Annotated in this window: 17 protein-coding genes; 3 read left to right on the forward strand and 14 right to left on the reverse strand. The window is 42.0% G+C overall.

Annotation, left to right across the window (positions count from 1 at the left end; translation table 11 throughout):
* Window positions 1-644 precede the first annotated feature (644 nt).
* From F8N35_RS08325 to F8N35_RS08350, 6 genes are all read right to left on the reverse strand, one after another.
* Window positions 645-842 (reverse strand): hypothetical protein, encoded by a 198-nt coding sequence (locus F8N35_RS08325; protein ID WP_293051217.1) that lies wholly within the window; start codon window positions 840-842, stop codon window positions 645-647.
* Window positions 843-924: 82 nt separating this feature from the next.
* Complete coding sequence (locus tag F8N35_RS08330; protein ID WP_293051219.1) at window positions 925-1,320, reverse strand: hypothetical protein; 396 nt, start codon at window positions 1,318-1,320, stop codon at window positions 925-927.
* Window positions 1,321-1,358: 38 nt separating this feature from the next.
* Entirely contained in the window at window positions 1,359-2,399 is a 1,041-nt protein-coding gene (locus F8N35_RS08335; RefSeq protein WP_293051222.1) for a nucleoid-associated protein, read from the reverse strand.
* Entirely contained in the window at window positions 2,389-3,918 is a 1,530-nt protein-coding gene (locus F8N35_RS08340) for a hypothetical protein (RefSeq protein ID WP_293051223.1), read from the reverse strand. The genes F8N35_RS08335 and F8N35_RS08340 overlap by 11 nt, the downstream gene beginning before the upstream one ends.
* The gene (locus tag F8N35_RS08345; protein ID WP_293051226.1) at window positions 3,911-4,954 is read right to left on the reverse strand and encodes a hypothetical protein; all 1,044 of its coding nucleotides are present in this window, start codon (window positions 4,952-4,954) and stop codon (window positions 3,911-3,913) included. Before F8N35_RS08345 ends, F8N35_RS08340 begins: the two co-directional genes overlap by 8 nt.
* Window positions 4,955-5,370: 416 nt before the next feature.
* Window positions 5,371-5,985: a fibronectin type III domain-containing protein gene (locus tag F8N35_RS08350; RefSeq protein ID WP_293051229.1), complete on the reverse strand. Its 615-nt coding sequence runs from the start codon at window positions 5,983-5,985 to the stop codon at window positions 5,371-5,373.
* Window positions 5,986-6,852: 867 nt separating this feature from the next.
* On the opposite strand from F8N35_RS08350, the gene F8N35_RS08355 reads away from it, so the two are divergent.
* Window positions 6,853-7,530, forward strand: coding sequence for a LuxR C-terminal-related transcriptional regulator (locus F8N35_RS08355; RefSeq protein ID WP_293051232.1), 678 nt, complete (start codon window positions 6,853-6,855; stop codon window positions 7,528-7,530).
* Between the two features lie 70 nt (window positions 7,531-7,600).
* Here F8N35_RS08355 and F8N35_RS08360 read toward each other — a convergent pair whose 3' ends face one another.
* From F8N35_RS08360 to purH, 8 genes are all read right to left on the reverse strand, one after another.
* Window positions 7,601-7,963: a TM2 domain-containing protein gene (locus F8N35_RS08360; protein WP_293051235.1), complete on the reverse strand. Its 363-nt coding sequence runs from the start codon at window positions 7,961-7,963 to the stop codon at window positions 7,601-7,603.
* Window positions 7,914-8,246 (reverse strand): DUF2752 domain-containing protein, encoded by a 333-nt coding sequence (locus F8N35_RS08365; protein ID WP_293051238.1) that lies wholly within the window; start codon window positions 8,244-8,246, stop codon window positions 7,914-7,916. Before F8N35_RS08365 ends, F8N35_RS08360 begins: the two co-directional genes overlap by 50 nt.
* Before the next feature lie 668 nt (window positions 8,247-8,914).
* Window positions 8,915-10,369 carry a rod shape-determining protein RodA gene (gene rodA / locus F8N35_RS08370; RefSeq protein WP_293051241.1) on the reverse strand — a complete coding sequence of 485 codons (1,455 nt, stop codon included), beginning with the start codon at window positions 10,367-10,369 and terminating at the stop codon, window positions 8,915-8,917.
* Complete coding sequence (locus F8N35_RS08375) at window positions 10,335-12,206, reverse strand: penicillin-binding transpeptidase domain-containing protein (protein ID WP_293051244.1); 1,872 nt, start codon at window positions 12,204-12,206, stop codon at window positions 10,335-10,337. The genes rodA and F8N35_RS08375 overlap by 35 nt, the downstream gene beginning before the upstream one ends.
* A gap of 2 nt (window positions 12,207-12,208) precedes the next feature.
* Window positions 12,209-12,706, reverse strand: coding sequence for a rod shape-determining protein MreD (gene mreD / locus F8N35_RS08380; protein ID WP_293051247.1), 498 nt, complete (start codon window positions 12,704-12,706; stop codon window positions 12,209-12,211).
* The gene (gene mreC, locus F8N35_RS08385) at window positions 12,703-13,539 is read right to left on the reverse strand and encodes a rod shape-determining protein MreC (protein ID WP_293051250.1); all 837 of its coding nucleotides are present in this window, start codon (window positions 13,537-13,539) and stop codon (window positions 12,703-12,705) included. The genes mreD and mreC overlap by 4 nt, the downstream gene beginning before the upstream one ends.
* A gap of 22 nt (window positions 13,540-13,561) precedes the next feature.
* Complete coding sequence (locus F8N35_RS08390; RefSeq protein ID WP_068705955.1) at window positions 13,562-14,581, reverse strand: rod shape-determining protein; 1,020 nt, start codon at window positions 14,579-14,581, stop codon at window positions 13,562-13,564.
* 100 nt (window positions 14,582-14,681) lie between these two features.
* On the reverse strand, window positions 14,682-16,205 hold the full coding sequence (gene purH, locus F8N35_RS08395; RefSeq protein WP_293051253.1) for a bifunctional phosphoribosylaminoimidazolecarboxamide formyltransferase/IMP cyclohydrolase: 1,524 nt from the start codon (window positions 16,203-16,205) through the stop codon (window positions 14,682-14,684).
* 223 nt (window positions 16,206-16,428) lie between these two features.
* Here purH and pnuC point away from each other — a divergent pair, with 223 nt between their 5' ends.
* Together pnuC and metH are read left to right on the forward strand one after the other, a co-directional pair.
* Window positions 16,429-17,085, forward strand: coding sequence for a nicotinamide riboside transporter PnuC (gene pnuC, locus F8N35_RS08400; RefSeq protein WP_293051256.1), 657 nt, complete (start codon window positions 16,429-16,431; stop codon window positions 17,083-17,085).
* A gap of 118 nt (window positions 17,086-17,203) precedes the next feature.
* Entirely contained in the window at window positions 17,204-20,890 is a 3,687-nt protein-coding gene (gene metH, locus F8N35_RS08405) for a methionine synthase (RefSeq protein WP_293051259.1), read from the forward strand.
* The last annotated feature ends 72 nt before the right edge of the window (window positions 20,891-20,962 follow it).

Here is a 20,962-nt window from a genome sequence, read left to right on the forward strand (position 1 = left end):
AGTCCCCTTAAGGGGATGTAGGGGTACATAATACCAGACAGTTTCTTCTGATTAACAGCAACGACAAAATTCGTTATGTTTTAATTACTCACTACTATCGCAGGGTTTGCCCACGCGATGCATTAACTCCGTTGATTTTCAATTCGCGCGAGAGCGGGGGTAAGATTCAGTTCTATCCCAAACCCCTACAGGGGCTTCAATCTGCTTATCAAAACCAATCTCATCTCTCAAACGCCCTGTTTGCACTGACTACAAGTCCCCTTAAGGGGATGTAGGGGTACATAATACCAGACAGTTTCTTCTGATTAATAGCAACAACAAAATTCGTTATGTTTTAATTACTCACTACTATCGCAGGGTTTACGCATGCGATGCATAACTCCGTTGATTTTCAATTCGCGCGAGAGCGGGGGTAAAATTCAGTTCCACCCCAAACCCCTACAGGGGCTTCAATCTGCTTGTCAAGACCAATCTCATCTCTCAAACTCTCCTGTTTGCACTGACTCCAAGTCCCCTTAAGGGGATGTAGGGGTAAATTATCCATGCAATATTCTTCCTTTTGATTAGCACGGTTCAGGAGAACCGCACTAGCGGGGGCGCCATCGGAGAGAGGTGCGATAGATTCAATAAAACAAGATTGAATCTTATTTATGCCTTCCATATGTATTATTAGTAGCAGCATTCCGATAATGTCCGCCTTTATGGTGCGAGTTTGTACTTCCGGCATAATGCCCACCATGACTTGATGTATGATGCCCTCCTCCGTAATACGGATGACTTTTACCTGCAAAACTGAATGATACAATCAGTAGAAAACAGAGAGACAATATAATTTTCTTCATAGTATTCCTTTGGATTTGTTTATTCACTGCTACCGTTTGGCTTGCTCACGCGATGCAAGCGCGCGAGAGCAGGGCCATCTTCTTATATAAGACTAATAATTAAATTAGCGTCAGATTGATTGACTGAATTATGGAGTGATTTACTGTTGGCTACTGTTTTTTGTACAATTTGATGAGGATAGTGTCGTATTGACTTGTATGGCAATACAAAATGATTGTTACATGCACAAATAAGGACATCTGCACTAGTAGAATAATTTTTCATTGCATCAATCAAGCATCTAGCATAATCTCCCATTGTATAAAATGCGATTCTTTGACCCTGATAAGTTACTATATCATAAAAATCATTTGGATCTCCGCCCAATTTGTGCTTACTTAATGAGACACCCCCATTACTCAACAAGGCATTATAGACAAGATTTAGAGTACTGGTTTTACCGGAATCTGATGGACCACTTAGCATTATTATTTTCATGATAACAATTTAATTAGATTTATATATGATTTTATTGATTATTTTTCCTCCCTATAATATATCTTGTAATACTTTCTTCCATCAGCTTCTACGCCTTGTTCTATAAGGTCTCGTGTGCCATGAATCAAAATATCGAAGTTCTTGTCGAGTTTGATTATTCTTTTGAAAGAACGCGCTTGCTTTTTTACTGCTGATTCTGAAATAGCAAATTGATCCTGAATAGCCATTTCAATGGCTTGTTCATATTCAGTTTTATATTGATTAAAGCTTTCTATCAGTTTTTCCTGCCCGATAACTTCTTTTGCGAAATCGGACATATCAAAGCTCTCCTTCTTCTTGAAGAACTCAACTGATTTATTCAGAATATCAGCCTGATCGGCTTTTGAAACGTCAAAACGCTGTGGCAGTTCCTGCATTACAAAATTCTTGGTTAACGACAACACATTCTTTGTATTGGCATATTCATCATTACGCGGTTTCACATGCAGAAAGTCTTCAATCCAATATTTAGCTTCTGCCCCTTTATTGGTATTATCTACAACAGCTACTACAAAACCATTTTCCTTTTCTTTATTAAATATCAAACAGCCTTTATCAAGTTTATTGATATTAACCCCTTGTTGACTTTCAATTTCAAAACCATCTCCCGACGGATATACTTTCAAGAATGTATCTTTATTTTCAGACTTAAATAAGCCTACGGCATCCACTGTATCGCCATCTACTATACAATCTTTGAAATAAACGACATAAAACTCTCCACCTTTAATCTTAGGGTGGGTACTCTGTTCATACAAATGCTTGACCAGATTTACTGATTGCTCATAAAACTCATCTTGATCATCAAAAATCTTGCTTACACAAACAAATACTTCATTCATACTTAAATCTATCTCATGATTTAATAAGAAATATTCATCAGCCTTAAATGGTGAAATAAAATAAGTAATCAAAAGCTGTTTTAGATCTGTATCTAATTCAATTGTTTTTTTTGAAAGGTTATAATTACCCTGATTAAATTTGTTCCCGACTTGATGTATAATCAAATTAGAAAATTTAATATATTCTTTATATAGCATGTAAGATAGGCTTTATTAGTACTATTAGTTTGATAGTAATATTATTTATGGGAGAGAATATTGATTTGGGATTGTTAACTATAAACAATACAATTGTAATAAGTAAAAGTACTACTAATGAAATAATCCAAAGTTCAGTATATTTCCTTTCCTTTTTTTTGATATATTCTAAATTTGAATCATAGTCCTCATCATTATTCAAAATACGTTTAATATCACTTTCTTCTAATAAATCAGAATACCGAGTTTTCATATTTTGGTATATTGCTTCATATCTCTCCAGTTGTTGTTTTATCTCCCAGCGGGAATAACACATTACTAATAAAAATATTAATAAGAAGCCTATTGATAAAAGAGAAACCTCCAATGTAAAGCCTCCAGTGAAATCTCCTTTTGAAATAACTCTAATAATAATCACTGAGATGTAAAATGATACAACTGCTAAAAAGCTTCTTTTATAGTCCGCCACATAGCTTTCTACGATTTTTTCAGCTTTCTCTTGTAGATTTACTAGCTGCTCTGATATTTTATTGCGAATTTCAATATATTGCTTAATATTCTCCTTTTGATAGATTTTATAATTAGATTTTATCGCGTCAAATGTTGAGCCTGCTATTTCTAGAGTTTCTTGCTTAAAATTGAGAGATAGAATATTTCGCGTCAACCCAATTTTATCTACAATATTTCCACCTTCATATACCCAAGTATAAATTTGATAATAAATCTCATATGAAGACAGATTGATATCTGAAATCGAGATATCTTGACTTATTGTTCTATAGCCATTTAGTCTGTAATTGAGTTTGTTATTGTTGACATTTAATATATCAAACAAAAATATAGCGCAATAAAACAGAGTTACTCTTTGAAATAATTCATTCAGAATGATATTATTACCTAATGGATAAAAATCATCTGGTATAAATTTGAATTGTGATATTATATCGGAATGACATAGATTCTTTATTTTATCCAAATTATCCCTATCAATCTTATTTATTGTTGGTTGTATTCCTTGGGCAACAAATTTGATTCTATTAGTTGAGAATGAGATAAAAGACTCATCTTGTACTTCATATATAATATAATCATTCCCATTAAGAGAATTAGTAATTACTTCTAAAAAATATATTACAGATAAGTCTGATAGATATTTTATAAAATTATCAGGATAATAAACTGATATTATTTGTTTTATATTGTTTTTTACAATTGTAATTCTTAAGTCAAAAGGACTATTTTGCAGACACTCTTTACATTCATTAATGAACGAATCAAAATCGCCTTCGTGAGCACTATTAAAAACATCTACTATCTCTTGTCCTTCTAATATAGAAATATGTATACTATCTCGGGAATTTATTTCCAGTAACAGTTTTTTAAAATCATCTTCTGAGGGGATTTTCCCATTTGGGCATGACACCTTTATTATTACTTCAGAATAATTTTCTTGTATATCAAAGATGTTAATTTGAACTTGAGAAAATAATGATACTATGTTTTGTAAGATATTATTCATTGATATGATTATCTATTATTTTTTCAGCATATTCATATCCGATATCACTTCTAATCATTAGATATTTACCATCGGCATCAACATGAGCTTTGAAGGTTTTTGCTGGATTTGCAACATCATATTTAATTACCAAATCAATTTCACTGGTTAAAGACAATGTATTTTTAAATCGCTTATGAATTTCAGATGGTTTTTTATTAAATCGTTGATCAAATTTATGTTTTTGATGAGCTTTTTCAATTTTGGTTTGTAAATCGACTATTTTAAGATCCTCGTCAAATGGTCTATAGTTTCCAATGACTTCATCTTTATAAAATGACAACAAAAATTCTCCTTCTCTCCGAAAATATGCAATCGTTGCATTCCATAAATAAAGATAATCTTGTTTGTGCTTTCTTTTTATTGGATTTAAAATGTCTTTTTCAATAACATCAAAAGCAGTCTTCGTATTTTCTTCATCTGTTATTACAACGCTTAATTCAAGAAATTTATTCCACCAATAAGCACTAACAGGAGTGTTAGTATCATAAACAGATGTATTAAGTATGTCATCGTTATTATTTAATTCACAAATAAAGGCTTTGTAAACTTTTCTTCGAATAGATAATCCTGTAACTATATCTCCTGTCATTTCAGATATAAATTCGTCATAATCAACTTTTAAAATGATTAACTTTCTAGCATCCTGTGTCATCCGAACCAAAGAAATAATAAGCATCCCTTTAAGTATTTCTTTGCCCAGCTTTTTCTTATTTAAATCCTGTTGTGCTTGCTTTTCTTTACTAAGCAAACGAGATGCTATTGCTTTACAACTATCTGAGTATTCATTTTGCTTCACAATTACATCTACCAAGTTTCTTACTTCAGTATGTTCACTTTCAAATTGATAATATCTATCAGGAGTTTTTATACTAATTTGTTCAAGCATTTCTTGAATATATATCTTGAAATTGTCAAGATTTTGATACTCTGGTCGTTCTATTGCTTCATCTGTAGCAATATCAATTTTAAATAATTTATTAAAGATGACTTCCATGATTTCAAGATTAAAATATGTGTAAATTCTCTTTATTACTGCGATAATTAATTTCTATTTTGCAAGTTTCAAGATATCTGTTGGGGATAGCCTCTGGCTTCTCTTTTGCCGCAAGCATAAGTGAAACTTTATTTTGCGCCCAGAACCAAGCTGACTTCAGTTATGCTGATCTTAGGTTCAACCACAATACAGACATCCTCAATCATTTAACTTTCCTCCCGCAAACTTACTATTTTTCTTTAACACTCTAACCGTTTACACAAATAATGAGGTAATATTTCGAAATAATTTTTCAACTACGTATTAAAAACTGCTACAAATGCTTTTGAATATCCGGTCGTGTTTATAAAAAGCACAGGGAGCTCTCCATGCGGAAAGCTCCCTGCTGTGGTCAATAAAGATAGGATGTACTGTTTTTAGACTACAGCATGCATCACCGGTCCGGTATAAGCCGAAGTGCCTTGCCGGGTCACAGCCGCCACACGAAACCAGTAACGGGTGAGCGGGGTAAGCCCTGCAATAACAGCCGACGCTTTTGCGGTAGTGGCTCCTGTTGTCCATCCGCTGTCATCGGCAGGCAGCGGTTCTTTGGCATATTGCCATATATAAGCAGTTGCCCCATTCACCGCAATACGGCGAAGCAGCACCGTCCCCGGTTTGTCGTCATTTTCGGTTACAAACTCAGCTCTTTGTCCCGGCGCACGTTGTTTGGCAAGGTTAAAGCCGGCATTGAGAATAAGGGCGCCGTCGCCATCGGCAATGCGGTCAACATAGAGAGCTGTTTTGCGCATCACTTCGTCCCACTCATCTTCCGCCTGATACATTAGTTTAGTCTCTTCCCTACCCCCCTTTTGGCTCGCTTCAAAACGCGACTCCAGCAGGTCATTTTTTGTAATAACGGTTGCCAGTGGCACATCGGGATTTGTAAAAACGGGGCTGCCTGTCATACTTGATACGACAGAATTTCCAAAACCGACTTTTTCAATGACGGATAATCTCAAAAAATCGAGAACTACATGATCTTTACTCATACGTGTTACATTTTTAGATTAATAAAAAGGATTATTTATTGCAGTGATTCAAATGTTTATCATGAAGTCATCTTGACTTATTATTTTTTGACCCCCATTAGCTTCGCTGATCTTCGATTCCCCAAAATGGGGGCTATAACTTTGCAAAACGCACGAGTTTTTCTCATTTTAATGACTAATTCCTCCCCATTTAGGGGAGGTTAGGAGGGGTCGATGAGTAAAAATAAACTATCAATTACATATCTAAGAAAAGTCAAGACGACTTCATCATTATTCTTTCTACTATCCAAATGGTGCAGGGATGTTTTATTGTTTTCCTCCTTTACATCCATCGGATTACTTCTTGTTTCCTCACAATAACTTTCTGTTTCCGGACAATGTCCAAAGTTTTCCTGCGGATTACTTCCTGAATCCTCATGATTACTTCTTGATTTCTAACTATGCAAGATGTATTTCACCGGATTACTTCTTCAATACTCACAAAAACTTCTTGTTTTCTGATTACGTTGAAAGTTTTCCGTCGGATTACTTCTTGTTTTCCTGCTATGCAAGATGTTTTCTTCACTATTACTTCCTGAATCCATCGGATTACTTCTCTCACAATATCATTTTTGTCAAAACAAGGGCATAAAACCCTGTGTTTTTATCAAAACATTCCTTTTTTGACAAAACTCACAAACTATGTATCTATCTACTGAAAGTCGCTACTGACAGTCTTTCCGTCTACACTTTGTTTCCCTATTGTTTTCAATAAATAAACTTTATTTTTATTTTGTCAATAATACAGCTTTTTATTTTACTACAAAAATACTACTTTTGTAGTATTTTTATTTAATACACATTTCAATTAAACTCGAATCAGGAACAATGACAAAACGTCGTAAAGAGAAAGAAGAACTGATTTTTTTGAGAGAGGTAGTGAATGGATTACCAGCATTGATCTATATAAAAGAAACAACTGGGAATGAAGAGAATCCCGAATGCCGGATGTTGTGGATGAATCAGTATGGGATCGACCTGCTGGGTTATTCGCTCGAAGAGATCCGCACGATGGAGGGCGATTTCTATTTTCAACTGTGTCATCCCGAAGATGTGGAACAAATCAGCAACAAGGTGGAGGTAAAACAGGAAGCCGCAAAAATTGAAAGCGTCGTTACCCTGAGGCGTTTTCGACCGAAAGAGAGTACCGATTACTTCTACACGTATGAACACGGACGTGTGCTGAAAACAACACCCGATGGCAAGCCCCTTCAAACAGTAGTAGTGGCTCAGGTTCTCTCGTCTCTCATGCTCTCGCAAACGCAACTGAGTCGTGTACTGAAAACCATTCATCAGCTCAGGCATCAACCTCTTATCGATACGCTTACCAACCGCGAAACAGAGATTCTGGGCATGATAATGCGGGGCAAAACCGACGAACAGATTGCCAATCTGCTTTGCATCAGCAAGGATACTTCAAAAAAGCACCGCAGCAATATCCTCCGTAAAACCAATGCCCGCAACACAGCCGAACTGGTAGCCATCGCGTCGGAATGTGGGTTCTGAACCGTGGAAATAAAAAAAGTTCTCCTATCGGGAGAACTCTCTTTTCTTCTTATTTATACCTGGGTTATTTTTATCGCTTCATCGACATTATCATTGTAGCGACTTCGGCTGCCTGATTTTTATTGTAACGGAAAGTCATTTCGCGGATATTGATCAGGTCGATAATGGTACCGATACAGCACAATCCGCCGGTAAGAAAGTAAAGGATGCCCATCCCGATTTCACCCAGCATAAAGCGCTGCAACCCCGCTACACCGAGAAACCCGATCAGGGTCATAATCAGCATTGTCTGTTGTTCTTTACGGCGGCCGGCGTATAAAGAGATAAACTGTTGTAGCTGATTTTCAGTCATATCTTCCGTAAGCGTCTGAATAAAAATCAGTTCATCCGGCTGCATGCCGGGAAGCATCATAAATAATTTTTGTTGATCCATGGCGGTTGTGTGATTTAAGTGTATATAATGATTTGATTGTTGTATACAGAATGATTAGTACGGCAGGAATGCCCAGCAAATGCTCGTGCAATGACTGCGCAAAACGGAAATGCAAAGCTTCGTGCATGGCATGTCCGATACCGCATCCGGGACAGGAATGAAAACCCACCATTTTGAAAACGCAGAATGAAGCGCTATCCTTTGAGGTATCCATAAAGAATAGCAAAACAAGAGCGGTAAGCCAAATTGCTGGTTCTAAAAATTGTCGGAATTTGTAAGACATAGCAAGGTCTTTATGCCCTGCAAATATATGCTATTTTTCCGTCAAACAAACAACGGCATGTAATCGGCAGGAATTACGCATGGAAGATTTCAATAAGGGGCTTTAGCTTCGTTGATCTTCGATTCGCCCCCGTAACCCCGATGAGGCTGTCTCAAAAGTCAATATTGATTTTATAATACCTTACGAATCGAAAGTGGATTTTTATTTTTTTACCCCAAACCCCTGAAGGGGCTGTAAATCTGCTATTTTTATTGATGCAAAAGTCCCCTTAAGGGGAATCGCAGATCAGCGAAGCTAATTAGGGGTAGAAAATTGGAATAGACTTTCAGCTTATAAGTTTATAAATAACAACATTGACTTTTGAGACAGCCTCACAAAAAGATCAAGGCTATGCCCGCTTCGCTCAAAAAACCGGCGTTCGCCAAGCTAAATCGCCCATGCTCACTCCTTCCTTACGTCAGGAGTTTCAAACAGTGGGCGATTTTACGCTCCGCTCACTTGTTTTTTACATAAATTGCTCACGCTCGGCATAGCTCAAACAAGTTTGGCTCTGCACTCGCTTAATCGCAATTTTGGCTCACCGGACAAGGCCGTTCCTAATCTGACTTAGCGACATTGGGAATTCAGAACCAGTCTAATGCATTGTTTGTGATGTAATCTTTAGAATTTTACCGGAAGCGGGCTTTCTGTGTCATGTCGAGGCGAAGCAGAATAAACAACATGACCGTAAACGACCATAGTGAAGAACCTCCGTAACTAAAGAAAGGTAGCGGAATACCGATTACAGGCGTTATCCCCAGCACCATTCCCACATTTATCAAAACGTGGAAGAGCATTATACTAACTATGGAATAGGCGTAGACACGGGTAAAAGTGTCCCGCTGGTTCTCCGCTATCCGCATGATCCGATAAAAGAGCAGGCCAAACAAGCATAACACTCCAGCGGCACCCACAAAGCCGTGTTCTTCACCGATGGTACAATAGATGAAGTCGGTATCCTGTTCGGGCACGTATTTCAGTTTAGTCTGAGTACCGTTCAAAAAGCCTTTTCCAACCCAGCCGCCCGAACCGATAGCAATCTTAGACTGATTCACGTTATAACCGACGCCTTTGGGATCTTTTTCCATACCCAGCACCACTTTGATACGGGTCTGTTGGTGAGGTTCAAGAATATGATCGAAGAAATAATCGACAGAAAAACTAACGCCTACCGATCCGATAGCGAACAGCGCCACCCAGATATACGAACGTTTACTCCGGTAGAGAAAGAGGAACAATAGGTAAATGGCAGTTCCAATCACCGCAATCAGGGCAAAAATCTGATATTGAACATCGAACCAGATATTAAGCAAACCTGCAATAGCAAACAGTGCCACCGTACCACCGAGAATATGCAGCATGGTAGTTCCGTCGGATTCGTACGCAATCACGCAACCCATCACCACAAGCAGTATAAAGATAAAGGCCAGCATAAACCCGAGTGATCCCACGTTGTGATACACGGGTAAATCGCTCAATGGGACGATGATAAGAAACAAAACCACCATACAAGCCGCCACCATCAGGAAAACACCAGGCAAACCTTCGCGGTAAAGCATCAGAAAGAAGGCAAAGAATACCAGCGCCGATCCTGTTTCCGACTGAAGGATAATAAGCATACAGGGCAACATAATGAGCCCTATCGCCCCCAATGCATCGCGCCGGTTTCCCATCGAAAAGCCTGTCTTGCTTATAAATTTCCCCAACGCCAGCGCTGTTGCCAGCTTAGCCAGCTCGGCCGGCTGAAAACTAATGGGGCCAAATACCAGCCATGAGTGAGACCCCTTGATATTCGGCGCAATAAATATGGTGACGAGTAGTACCAAGAGCATTGCCCAATAAAAAAGATTAGCCATTTGCTCGTATATCTTGCCGTCGATCAGCAAAATAGAACCGGCAATGACCAGCGCACAGGCAATCCATATCAACTGTTTTCCGGAGCGATATTCAAACCCCCAAAAAGTAGTCTGGGTATAGTCGTAACTTGCACCGTACACGTTGAACCACCCGAAAATGATCATAATCAGGTAAAGAGCAACAATCCACCAATCAATTGTCTGTGCTAATCTTATTCTGCGTTCCATAATTATGTATCAAAATGGTACTTGCCATTCTATCCAGCAATTCCTGACGCTGCGGAGAGATTTTCCTGCGCAGGTAAAACTCAATCATCAAACTACTGATGGGCACTGCATACGTAGCACCGAAACCACTATTTTCAACGATACACATAATAGCAATTTTCGGATGCACTTTCGGTGCAAATCCCATAAATACAGAGTGGTCCTTACGGGGTGGATCCTGCGCCGTACCTGTTTTCCCGCAAACCTCTATGCCCGGTATCTGACCACCTTTGGCAGTACCACCCAAAATAGCCATCTCCATACCACGCACACAGACATCGTAGTATCTTTTCTCGATGGCGGTAGTATGCTTTTCTTTGTATTTTTCAGGTATCGGTTGATTTTCAATATATTTTACCATGTGCGGAGTTATCCAGTATCCACGATTGGCAACCGTAGCACAAAGATTAGCAATTTGAACGGCAGTAGCCACCACCTCGCCCTGTCCGATAGAAATAGAAACCACATTGAGCGAGCGCCAGCGTCCTTTCCCGTGAACACGGTCGTACGCCTTGGTAGTAGGAACATTTCCTCCATTTTCGTGTGGCAAATCCACTCCGAGCTTCTTACCGAAACCGAAAGTCATAATATCCGAACGCCATATATTGAACGCTTCGGTAATATTTTTGTATTTATCGTTATCGAGCATGGCTCTCAAACCGGCGCAAAAATAGGCATTACATGAGTTGGCAATAGCTCCGTAAAGATCGAGCGGCGAAGCATGAGCATGGCAGGCCAGATGGAAGTGACCCACCGTATAACCACGGTGACACGGATACCGTGTTCCTCCGTTAATAATATTGTTTTGTTGTAGTACCAACGCATTTGCCACCTTGAAAGTTGATCCCGGCGGATAACGCGCCATCACCGTACGGTCAAGCAAAGGCTTATTTGGATTGGCATTCAATTCTTTGAACATAGCCGAACGCTGACGACCGACCATTAATGTAGGATCGTAAGTGGGAGATGAAACGGCCGCAAGTATCTCTCCGGTAGAAGGATCTATAGCAACAATACTACCACGTTTGCCATTCATCAGGCGTTCGCCCAGCATTTGCAGTTCAATATCGAGCCCCAGTCGGAGAGTTTTACCAGCAATCGGTTCTTCGTCGTAAGCACCATTGGCATAACGGCCCTTAATACGCCCCCGTGAATCTCTCAACATTATCTGCACCCCTTTTTCACCACGAAGCTCGTTTTCATAGCTCTTTTCCAGACCGGTAATACCGATATAGTCGCCCATTTTGTAGTAATCGTCCTTCTCGATAGTGGTACGAGAAACTTCGCCGATAGATCCCAAAGCATGGGCGGCTGCTTTATACGCATAATCGCGGATAGTACGCTGCTGAATGGAAAATCCGGGGAAACGGTAGAGCTTTTCCATCAGGCGGGCATAATCGTCAGCCAGCAACTGATTGACAAATACCTGAGGAGTAAAAGGAGAATAGTTGTGATTGATTTTCTTGTCTTTGATTTCGCTCATCCGGTCGATGAAATCTTCTTTCGTAATACCCAGAGTATTACAAAAATCCATCGTATCGAGCGAAGTCACCTCTTTCATTGTCACCATCACGTCATAAGATGGACGGTTGTAAACGAGAAGTTTGCCAAAACGGTCATAAATCAGCCCCCGTGGAGGAAAGATAGTCCGCTTCAGAAAAGCATTCCCTTCGGCAGACTCTTTATACCTTTCGGTAAAAACCTGAAGAAACAGCAGACGTGCAATGAAGATCAGAATAATCAACGCTATCAGGCCACCGATAACGTATTTTCGGTTTTGCAGCTCATCGTTGATCATGCTTACTTAAATTTTTGGGTACTCAGCACCAGCAAGATGGTGACTACTGAGTTGATGGCTGTTTTAAGAAGTACCAGCCAGTAGTGTTGAAATGAAAAAGCTTCAAGCGTAAATAACAACAAATGAAGCACAATGACCATACAAGTCACATATTTCAGAAAGATAGGCAATCCCAGCACTTTTACCGAAGGCTCATAGTTGGCATACATATCTTTGGGCACAAACAGTTGCAGCAGATCCTTACGCGCAAACGCCACAAAAACAGTTGCAAAAGCGTACATTCCGGGAGTATTGGAGAAAATATCGATCACCGCACCCATCAGAAAAGCTACCAAAAGCGTCAGAGAACGGTTAACGCCCGTGGGAAACGAGATGATAAACCAGATATAAATAAGCGGATTAACATATCCCAGAAAGCGGATATTATTAAAAATCAGCACCTGCAAAAGCACAAGCACGATAAAGCGTAAAGTATGTTTCAGCACCAGATTCGTACTCATTGCTCTTCCTCCTTCTGCACTTCACGCAGTTCTTCTTTATATTTGAATTTCACCACCTTCACGTACGAAAGAGTGCGGAAGATAGCTGCCGTTTTAGCTTCGATTGAATAGTAGCTTTTGTTTTCAGGGGTAGCACACCGTGTGACATATCCAACCGGAATACCCTCGGGAAAAATAGATGAAAATCCGCTGGTTACCAAGGTATCGCGCACATGAATAACAGCATGGCGGGGAACCTCGTCCACTTGTACATAATCGGGATCGATGCCATTCCAGAGCAGGACTCCAAAATCATTAGACCGTTTTGATTTACAGCTAATGCGCGATTTGGAGTTAAGAACCGGTATTACAGATGCGTAATGGTCGGTCACAGCACTAACCACGCCAACCACACCCTGATTGTTGATCACACCCATTTCCGGTTCAATACCATCCAAACGTCCTTTGTTGAGCGTAATAGAATTTTTCAGCTTATTGACGCTATTGCTGATCACTTTAGCTGCAATAAACTGGTATTCTTTATCCGCCAGCACCAAAGGACGTCTGTCGGTGGTATCGGTAAGTTGTGCCAACTCAGCTTCGAGTCGGACAACTTTATTTTTAAGCTGATTGTTCTCGTCGGAAAGCTGTTTATTGGCTTCTGACAATCCGAAGTACTCCACAAAAGAGTTGGCTGCCGAATAGACCGAAGCCGAAATATAATTGCTCGACGATAAAAAAGAGGCACGTTGAAAGCTATTTTGATTGACAATGAAGACAAAAGAGATTGCCTCCAGAAATACAAAGAGGAAATATACCCCATAGCGCATCAAAAATCGCAACAGTTGTTCCATGCCTGATTTTTATGGTTGCCTGTTATCGCAACAAGAACGAGAAACGGTTTACATTCTTCAAAGCAACACCTGTACCACGCGCAACAGCATGGAGAGGATCGTCGGCAATGTGGAATGGAATATTCATTTTATTAGCCAAACGTTTATCAAGGCCTTTCAGCAAGGCGCCACCACCCGCGAGGTAGATACCGTTACGAACGATATCGGCATACAATTCGGGAGGAGTTTGTTCAAGCGCACTCAAAACAGCCGTTTCGATTTTCGAAATGGTTTTATCGAGAGCATGAGCAATTTCCTGATAAGAAATAGGTACTTCCATCGGAAGCGCGGTCATACGGTTAGGGCCGCGTACCACAAAGTCTTCAGGAGCATCTTCCAACGAAGTCAATGCTGCACCTACGTTCATTTTAATCATTTCGGCAGTACGTTCGCCCACCTTCATGTTGTGCTGACGACCCATGTATTCAACAATATCGTCTGTCAAATCGTCACCGGCAATACGGATAGATTTGTTGGTAACGATACCACCCAGAGAGATCACTGCAATTTCGGTAGTACCACCACCGATATCAACTACCATGTTTCCTTCCGGAGCTTCCACATCGAGTCCGATACCGATAGCAGCAGCCATAGGTTCGTAAATCATGTATACTTCACGTCCACCGGCATGTTCTGAAGAGTCGCGCACAGCACGAATCTCAACTTCGGTACTACCAGAAGGAATACAAACCACCATTTTCAATGATGGCGTAAAGAAAGTCTTCTGTGTTTGCAGCATTTTAATCATACCGCGGATCATCAGCTCGGCAGCGTAGAAGTCAGCAATCACACCGTCACGCAAAGGACGCACGGTACGAATGTCTTCATGAACCTTTCCCTGCATCTGACGGGCACGTTCGCCGACAGCAATCAGCTTGTCGGTACGACGATCGAGGGCAACCACCGAAGGCTGGTCCACAACGATCTTATCGTTATGAATGATAATCGTATTGGCCGTTCCAAGGTCAATAGCGATTTCTTGTGTCAATGAAAATAATCCCATTATTCAGTTGGTTATGAATGAATTTATATTTTTATTTAGCACTAGAACAAAGAGCTAAACCATGTCTGCGTTCTTTGTTCTTTGTTCTTTGCTCTTTTTATCAATGTTTGAAGTGACGGAAACCGGTCATCACCATCGACTGACCGTTTGCATCACAAGCTTCCACAGAGTCGTTATCGCGGATAGAACCACCCGGATGAATTACTGCTGTGATACCTGCTTCGTTGGCAATCTGTACGCAATCAGGGAAAGGGAAGAAGGCATCCGATGCCATTACAGCACCCTGCAACTCCATTTTGAAGTTTTGTGCTTTTTCCACCGCCTGATTCAGTGCATCCACACGTGAAGTCTGACCCACGCCGCTTGCACACAACTGTTTGTTTTTGGCAAGAACGATAGAATTAGACTTGGAGTGTTTTACCACTTTATTTGCGAAAAGAAGGTCTTCCACTTCGGCTGCTGTCGGGGCTTTTTTCGTTACCACCTTCAGGTCTGCTTCGGTTTCGATCTTAGTATCTTTATCCTGTACCAAAATACCGTTCAATACCGTACGCGACTGTTTGGTCGGCAATTTGGCATCTTTTTGAACGAGAATGATACGGTTTTTCTTTTGGGTAAGAATTTCGAGTGCATCCACATCGTAATCCGGAGCAATAATCACTTCGAAGAAAATCTTGGTGATTTCTTCAGCAGTAGCTTTATCGATCACGGCATTGGTAACCAAAACACCTCCGAACGCAGAAACAGGATCGCTTTCGAGAGCCGCTTTCCAGGCATCAATCACAGCAGGACGCGAAGCAATACCGCAAGCGTTGTTGTGTTTGAGGATGGCAAAAGTTACTTCGTCGAAATCATTAATCAGATTAACGGCTGCATCAATATCCAACAGGTTGTTGTAAGAAATTTCCTTACCCTGCAACTGTTCGAACATTGCATCGAAGTCACCGTAGAATACGCCCTGTTGGTGAGGATTTTCACCATAGCGCAACACTTTGGCATTGTCGTCGGCAGCACGGAAATAACTTCCGTCGTTACCATCGAAATAGTTGAAAATTGCGCTATCGTAACCCGAAGAAACTGCGAAAGCCTCTTTAGCGAAGAATTTACGTTCTTTCAGTGTGGTAGAAGCACCGTTTTCGGTAATAACGTCCAACAGCGGCTGATATTGTGCCTGCGATGCAACAATAATCACATCGTTGAAGTTTTTGGCAGCAGCACGAATAAGAGAAATACCACCAATATCTATTTTTTCAATAATATCTTGTTCAGAAGCACCTGAAGCGACCGTTTGAGAGAAAGGATAAAGATCCACAATTACCAAATCAATGGTAGGAATCTCATATTGAGCAACCTGATCGAGGTCTCCGGCTTCGTCACGACGATAGAGGATACCACCAAAAACTTTTGGGTGCAAAGTTTTAACACGACCACCGAAAATAGAGGGGTAACCGGTCAGATTTTCTACTGCCTGGCATGGAATTCCCAGTGATTCAATAAAGGTTTGAGTACCTCCAGTGGAGATAAATGCGACACCCTGTGCATGTAATTCACGGATGATAACATCTAATTTGTCTTTGTGATAGACTGATACAAAGGCTGTTTTAATAGGTTTTCTTTCGCTCATCGGTTGAATTTTTAATGCCTGCAAATGTACAAAAATGTTTGGATATAACAGATTCGTTTTAAAGTTATTTTGGAGGTGCAAAAAGTTGCTTATACAGCGATTTCAGAGCGCCCCCGGCACTGTGCTGCCCGGCTGTGCTGCTCAACTTGCAATTACGGCGGCTGTGTTGTATTTTTGTACTGGAATTTGATGACCGCCAAACCCGCTTTGCAACAACATTTAAATGACTGAATTTTTAAGTATTAATTATACTATTGCCGAATTTTTAGGATATAAAATGAGTCTGGTGGAACTCCTCGGCACAGTGACCGGTATCCTGGCCGTTATTCTCGCCACCCAGTCGAACATTTGGTCATGGCCGGTAGGACTCGTCAATTTTGTTTTGGCTTTTATCCTTTACTATCAGGTAAGCCTCTACAGCGATATGTTTCTCCAGATCTACTATGTCATCACCGGAATATACGGATGGATATACTGGTACGGCATGAAAACGGAAGAACAAACGCCGATAACGCTTTTAACCAACAGGGGACGAATCGTGCATATTATACTGATGGTGATCGGCACTATCGGTATGGGCTATTTTATGAGCCACATCCATCAGATAATGCCCTCTGTATTCCCCACCCCGGCGGCCTATCCTTATCCAGACTCGTTTGTTGCCGTACTCAGCATTCTGGCCAACTGGATGCTGGCGCAACGCAAAATAGAAAACTGGATCGTTTGGATCGTTATCGACATCATTTGTACCGTGATGTACTGGCTGAAAGGCATTCAGTTTTTCTCACTCGAATATCTGATTTTCACGCTGATGGCCATCTACGGATTGGCAAACTGGATAAAACTATACCGGATCAGAGGCGAGGATGTGAGAATGTGAGGAGGCGAGGATTAATCAGCCTTACAAGATTCTTCCAAATTTACTCTTGAACTATCCATTGTAACTCTGACTGAAAAACGTCAAGCTCATTAAACACTAAACTCCGAACACTAAACATATGATACTGAAAGACACATTACAGAATCGCATTCTCATTCTCGACGGAGCGATGGGAACGATGATTCAACGCTATAAACTCACCGAAGAACAATACCGGGGAGAGCTTTTTGCCGGCGTTTCCATTCCTCAGAAGGGAAATAATGACCTGCTCTGTCTCACGCAACCCGAGATCATTTCGGCAATACATCGCCAATATCTGGAAGCCGGTGCCGACATCATCGAGACCAATACGTTCAACGCACAGGCTATTTCGATGGCCGATTACGGCATGGAAGCGCAAGTACGCGCCATCAATCTCGAAGGAGCCAGAATGGCACGTCAACTGGCTGATGAATTTACAGTCAAGAATCCGGACAAACCCCGTTTTGTAGCCGGATCTGTTGGACCGACGAATAAAACGGCCTCTCTTTCACCCGATGTAAACAACCCGGCTTTCCGTAGCGTAACCTTCGACGAACTGACCGCTGCCTATCAGGAACAAATTGAGGCACTGCTCGAAGGCGGCGTAGATGCAATTTTCATCGAAACCATTTTCGACACGCTCAATGCCAAAGCAGCAATTTGTGCTGCCAACCTCGCCATGAAAAAGACCGGAATCAAAGCGGCGCTCATGCTTTCGGCTACGGTAGCAGATAAGAGCGGGCGTACACTTTCGGGACAAACCATCCGTGCTTTCATGGCTTCCATTTCCCATGCCGATCTGCTTTCGGTGGGACTCAACTGTTCGTTCGGTGCCCGCGACCTGAAACCGTATCTCGAAGAGTTGTCTGCGTTCGCGCCCTGGTATGTGAGTGCGCATCCCAACGCCGGTCTCCCCAACCGTTTCGGTGCTTACGACGAGACACCGGACATGATGGCCGAACAAATCAAAGAATATCTCGACGAAGGCTTGGTCAATATTATAGGTGGATGCTGCGGTACAACACCCGATCACATTGCAAAATACTATGCGCTGGTTGAAGGCAAAAAGATAAGAAAACCGGCTATCGAATCAACCAATACACAACTTTCGGGTTTGGAACTATTGGAGATTACGCCTGAAAATAACTTTGTCAACATCGGAGAACGCTGCAACGTAGCCGGATCGCGTAAGTTTCTGCGGTTAATTGCCGAGAAGAAATACGAAGAAGCCGTTAGCATCGCGCGTCAGCAGGTGGAAGACGGAGCACAGATCATAGACGTGAATATGGACGATGCCATGCTCGAAACAAAAGAAGAGATGGTAACGTTCCTCAATTACCTGATGTCTGAACCGGATGCCGCCAAACTCCCCATCATGATCGACTCTTCGAAATGGGAAGTGATCGAAGCCGGCCTGCAATGCCTGCAAGGGAAAGCTGTAGTCAATTCCATCAGCCTGAAAGAAGGCGAGGAAGTTTTTCTTCATCACGCCCGCACCATTCGTCAATACGGAGCTGCCACCGTGGTGATGGCTTTCGACGAAAAAGGACAAGCCGATACCTTCGAACGCCGCATCGAGATTTGCGGACGCGCCTATAAAATATTGACGGAAAAGGCGGGCTTTCCGCCACAGGATATCATCTTCGACCCGAATGTATTGGCCATTGCCACCGGTATAGAAGAACACAATCGCTATGCCATTGACTTTATCCGCACTACGGAATGGATCAAGCAGAACCTGCCGTATGCAAAAGTAAGCGGAGGGGTGAGTAATTTATCTTTCTCGTTCCGCGGTAACAACACGGTGCGTGAAGCGATGCACTCGGTATTCCTCTACTATGCTATTCAGGCCGGAATGGACATGGGTATCGTCAATGCAGGCATGTTGCAGGTGTACGAATCGATCGACAAAGAGTTGCTCGAACGGGTGGAAGATGTAATCTTCGACCGACGCTCTGATGCCACGGAACGACTGATTGAACTGGCCGAAAAAATCAAAGCCGAAAGCAGCAACGAAACCATAGAAAAGAAGGAGGATGAATGGCGTACCCGGTCGTTGCAGGAACGCTTATCCTACTGTCTGATTAAAGGCATCGGCAACTATCTGGAAGAGGATTTAGCGGAAGCTTTGACTGTTTATGAAAATCCGTTAACCATCATCGAAGAGCCACTGATGGATGGCATGAACACCGTGGGCGATCTTTTCGGACAAGGAAAAATGTTTCTGCCACAGGTGGTAAAAACTGCCCGTACCATGAAACAGGCTGTTGCTATTTTGCAACCGCACATCGAGGCTCACCAAAGCGGACAAGCAATACAAAAAGCCGGTAAAATTGTATTGGCAACGGTAAAAGGCGACGTGCACGATATCGGCAAAAACATTGTGGGCGTAATTATGGCCTGCAACAACTTCGAGGTGGTCGATCTGGGCGTAATGGTTCCTACCGATCGCATCATTCAGGCTGCCATTGACGAAAAAGCGGATGTGATCGGACTCAGCGGATTGATTACTCCCTCACTGGAAGAGATGTGTCATGTAGCCGCTGCCATGCAAAAAGCCGGACTCAACATTCCATTAATGATTGGTGGAGCCACCACATCCAAAATACATACGGCCGTAAAGATAGCCCCCAACTACACCAACAACGTGGTGGTCTACTCGCGCGATGCTTCGCAGGGAGTTTCTTATCTCGGCAAGCTGGTGAATAAACAAACCTATGCCGAATTTGCCGCCTTTATCCGCGATGAGCAGGAGAAAATGGTTAGCAAAGAGGTAAAAACTCCTGTTCTACCTTTGGCTGATGCAAAAAAGAACGCCTTGAATATCGACTGGAGTAATTTCACACCGTTGCGACCGGCTCAATTTGACCGCCAAACGCTCGATATCTCCATCGATACACTGTTCCCGTACATCGACTGGCGCTTCTTCTTCAAGGCATGGCGCATCACCGGCAGTTACCCCGGCATTGAAAACATTCATGAATGTCCTTCGTGTGAGCAATCGTGGATTAATAGCTTTCCGTCCGAAGAGCAGGAAAAAGCACGTGAGGCTCTGAAACTGTTCCGCGACGCAACCCGTCTGCTCAACATTCTCAACACAAAAGGAGTGAAAGCCAAAGCAGTGGTATCGTTTTACGAAGCCAACGCGACTGACAATCGCGATGCGTTGATTATTCACAACAACGAAGGAACGAAAACTATTTTGCCGGTGCTTCGTCAGCAAGCGGTAAAACCGGAAGGGAATAATCTCTCATTAGCCGACTTTGTGCTGCCCGAAGGGGAAAACCGCACCGACTACATCGGCGCTTTTGCCACATCGGTAGCAGGTGCCGAGCTGATTGCAAAAGAGTATGCCGCGCAGGGAGACGATTACTCGGCTTTACTGATTCAGTCCATCTCCGACCGTATTGCCGAGGCAGCTGCCGAATGGCTGCACTTACAGGTTCGTTGTCATTTCTGGGGATATGCCGAAAATGAAGCGTTGAGCAAAGAAGAGATTTTGAAAGAACATTATCAGGGCATCCGTCCGGCAGTGGGCTACCCTTCCCTGCCCGATCTATCGCTGATCTTCGATCTTAACGATCTATTGAACCTCTCCGAAATAGGCATTTCACTCACCGAAAACGGAGCCATGAGTCCCAATGCATCGGTTTGCGGACTGCTGTTTGCTCATCCGCAGTCGAGCTATTTTATGATCGGCAAGATAGCTGATGAACAACGCAAAAACTACGCAGCACAAAGGGGCATCTCGGTAGAAGAGTCGACTAAATGGTTGCCAAGATAGCTTTCGAAACGCTAAAAAATCTTGTTCCGACTCGATGAAACAGCCGTATCGCTTGTTGATACAAGATGAAAA

It is taken from the genome of Paludibacter sp. (genome assembly GCF_009712605.1).
GTDB lineage: Bacteria > Bacteroidota > Bacteroidia > Bacteroidales > Paludibacteraceae > Microbacter.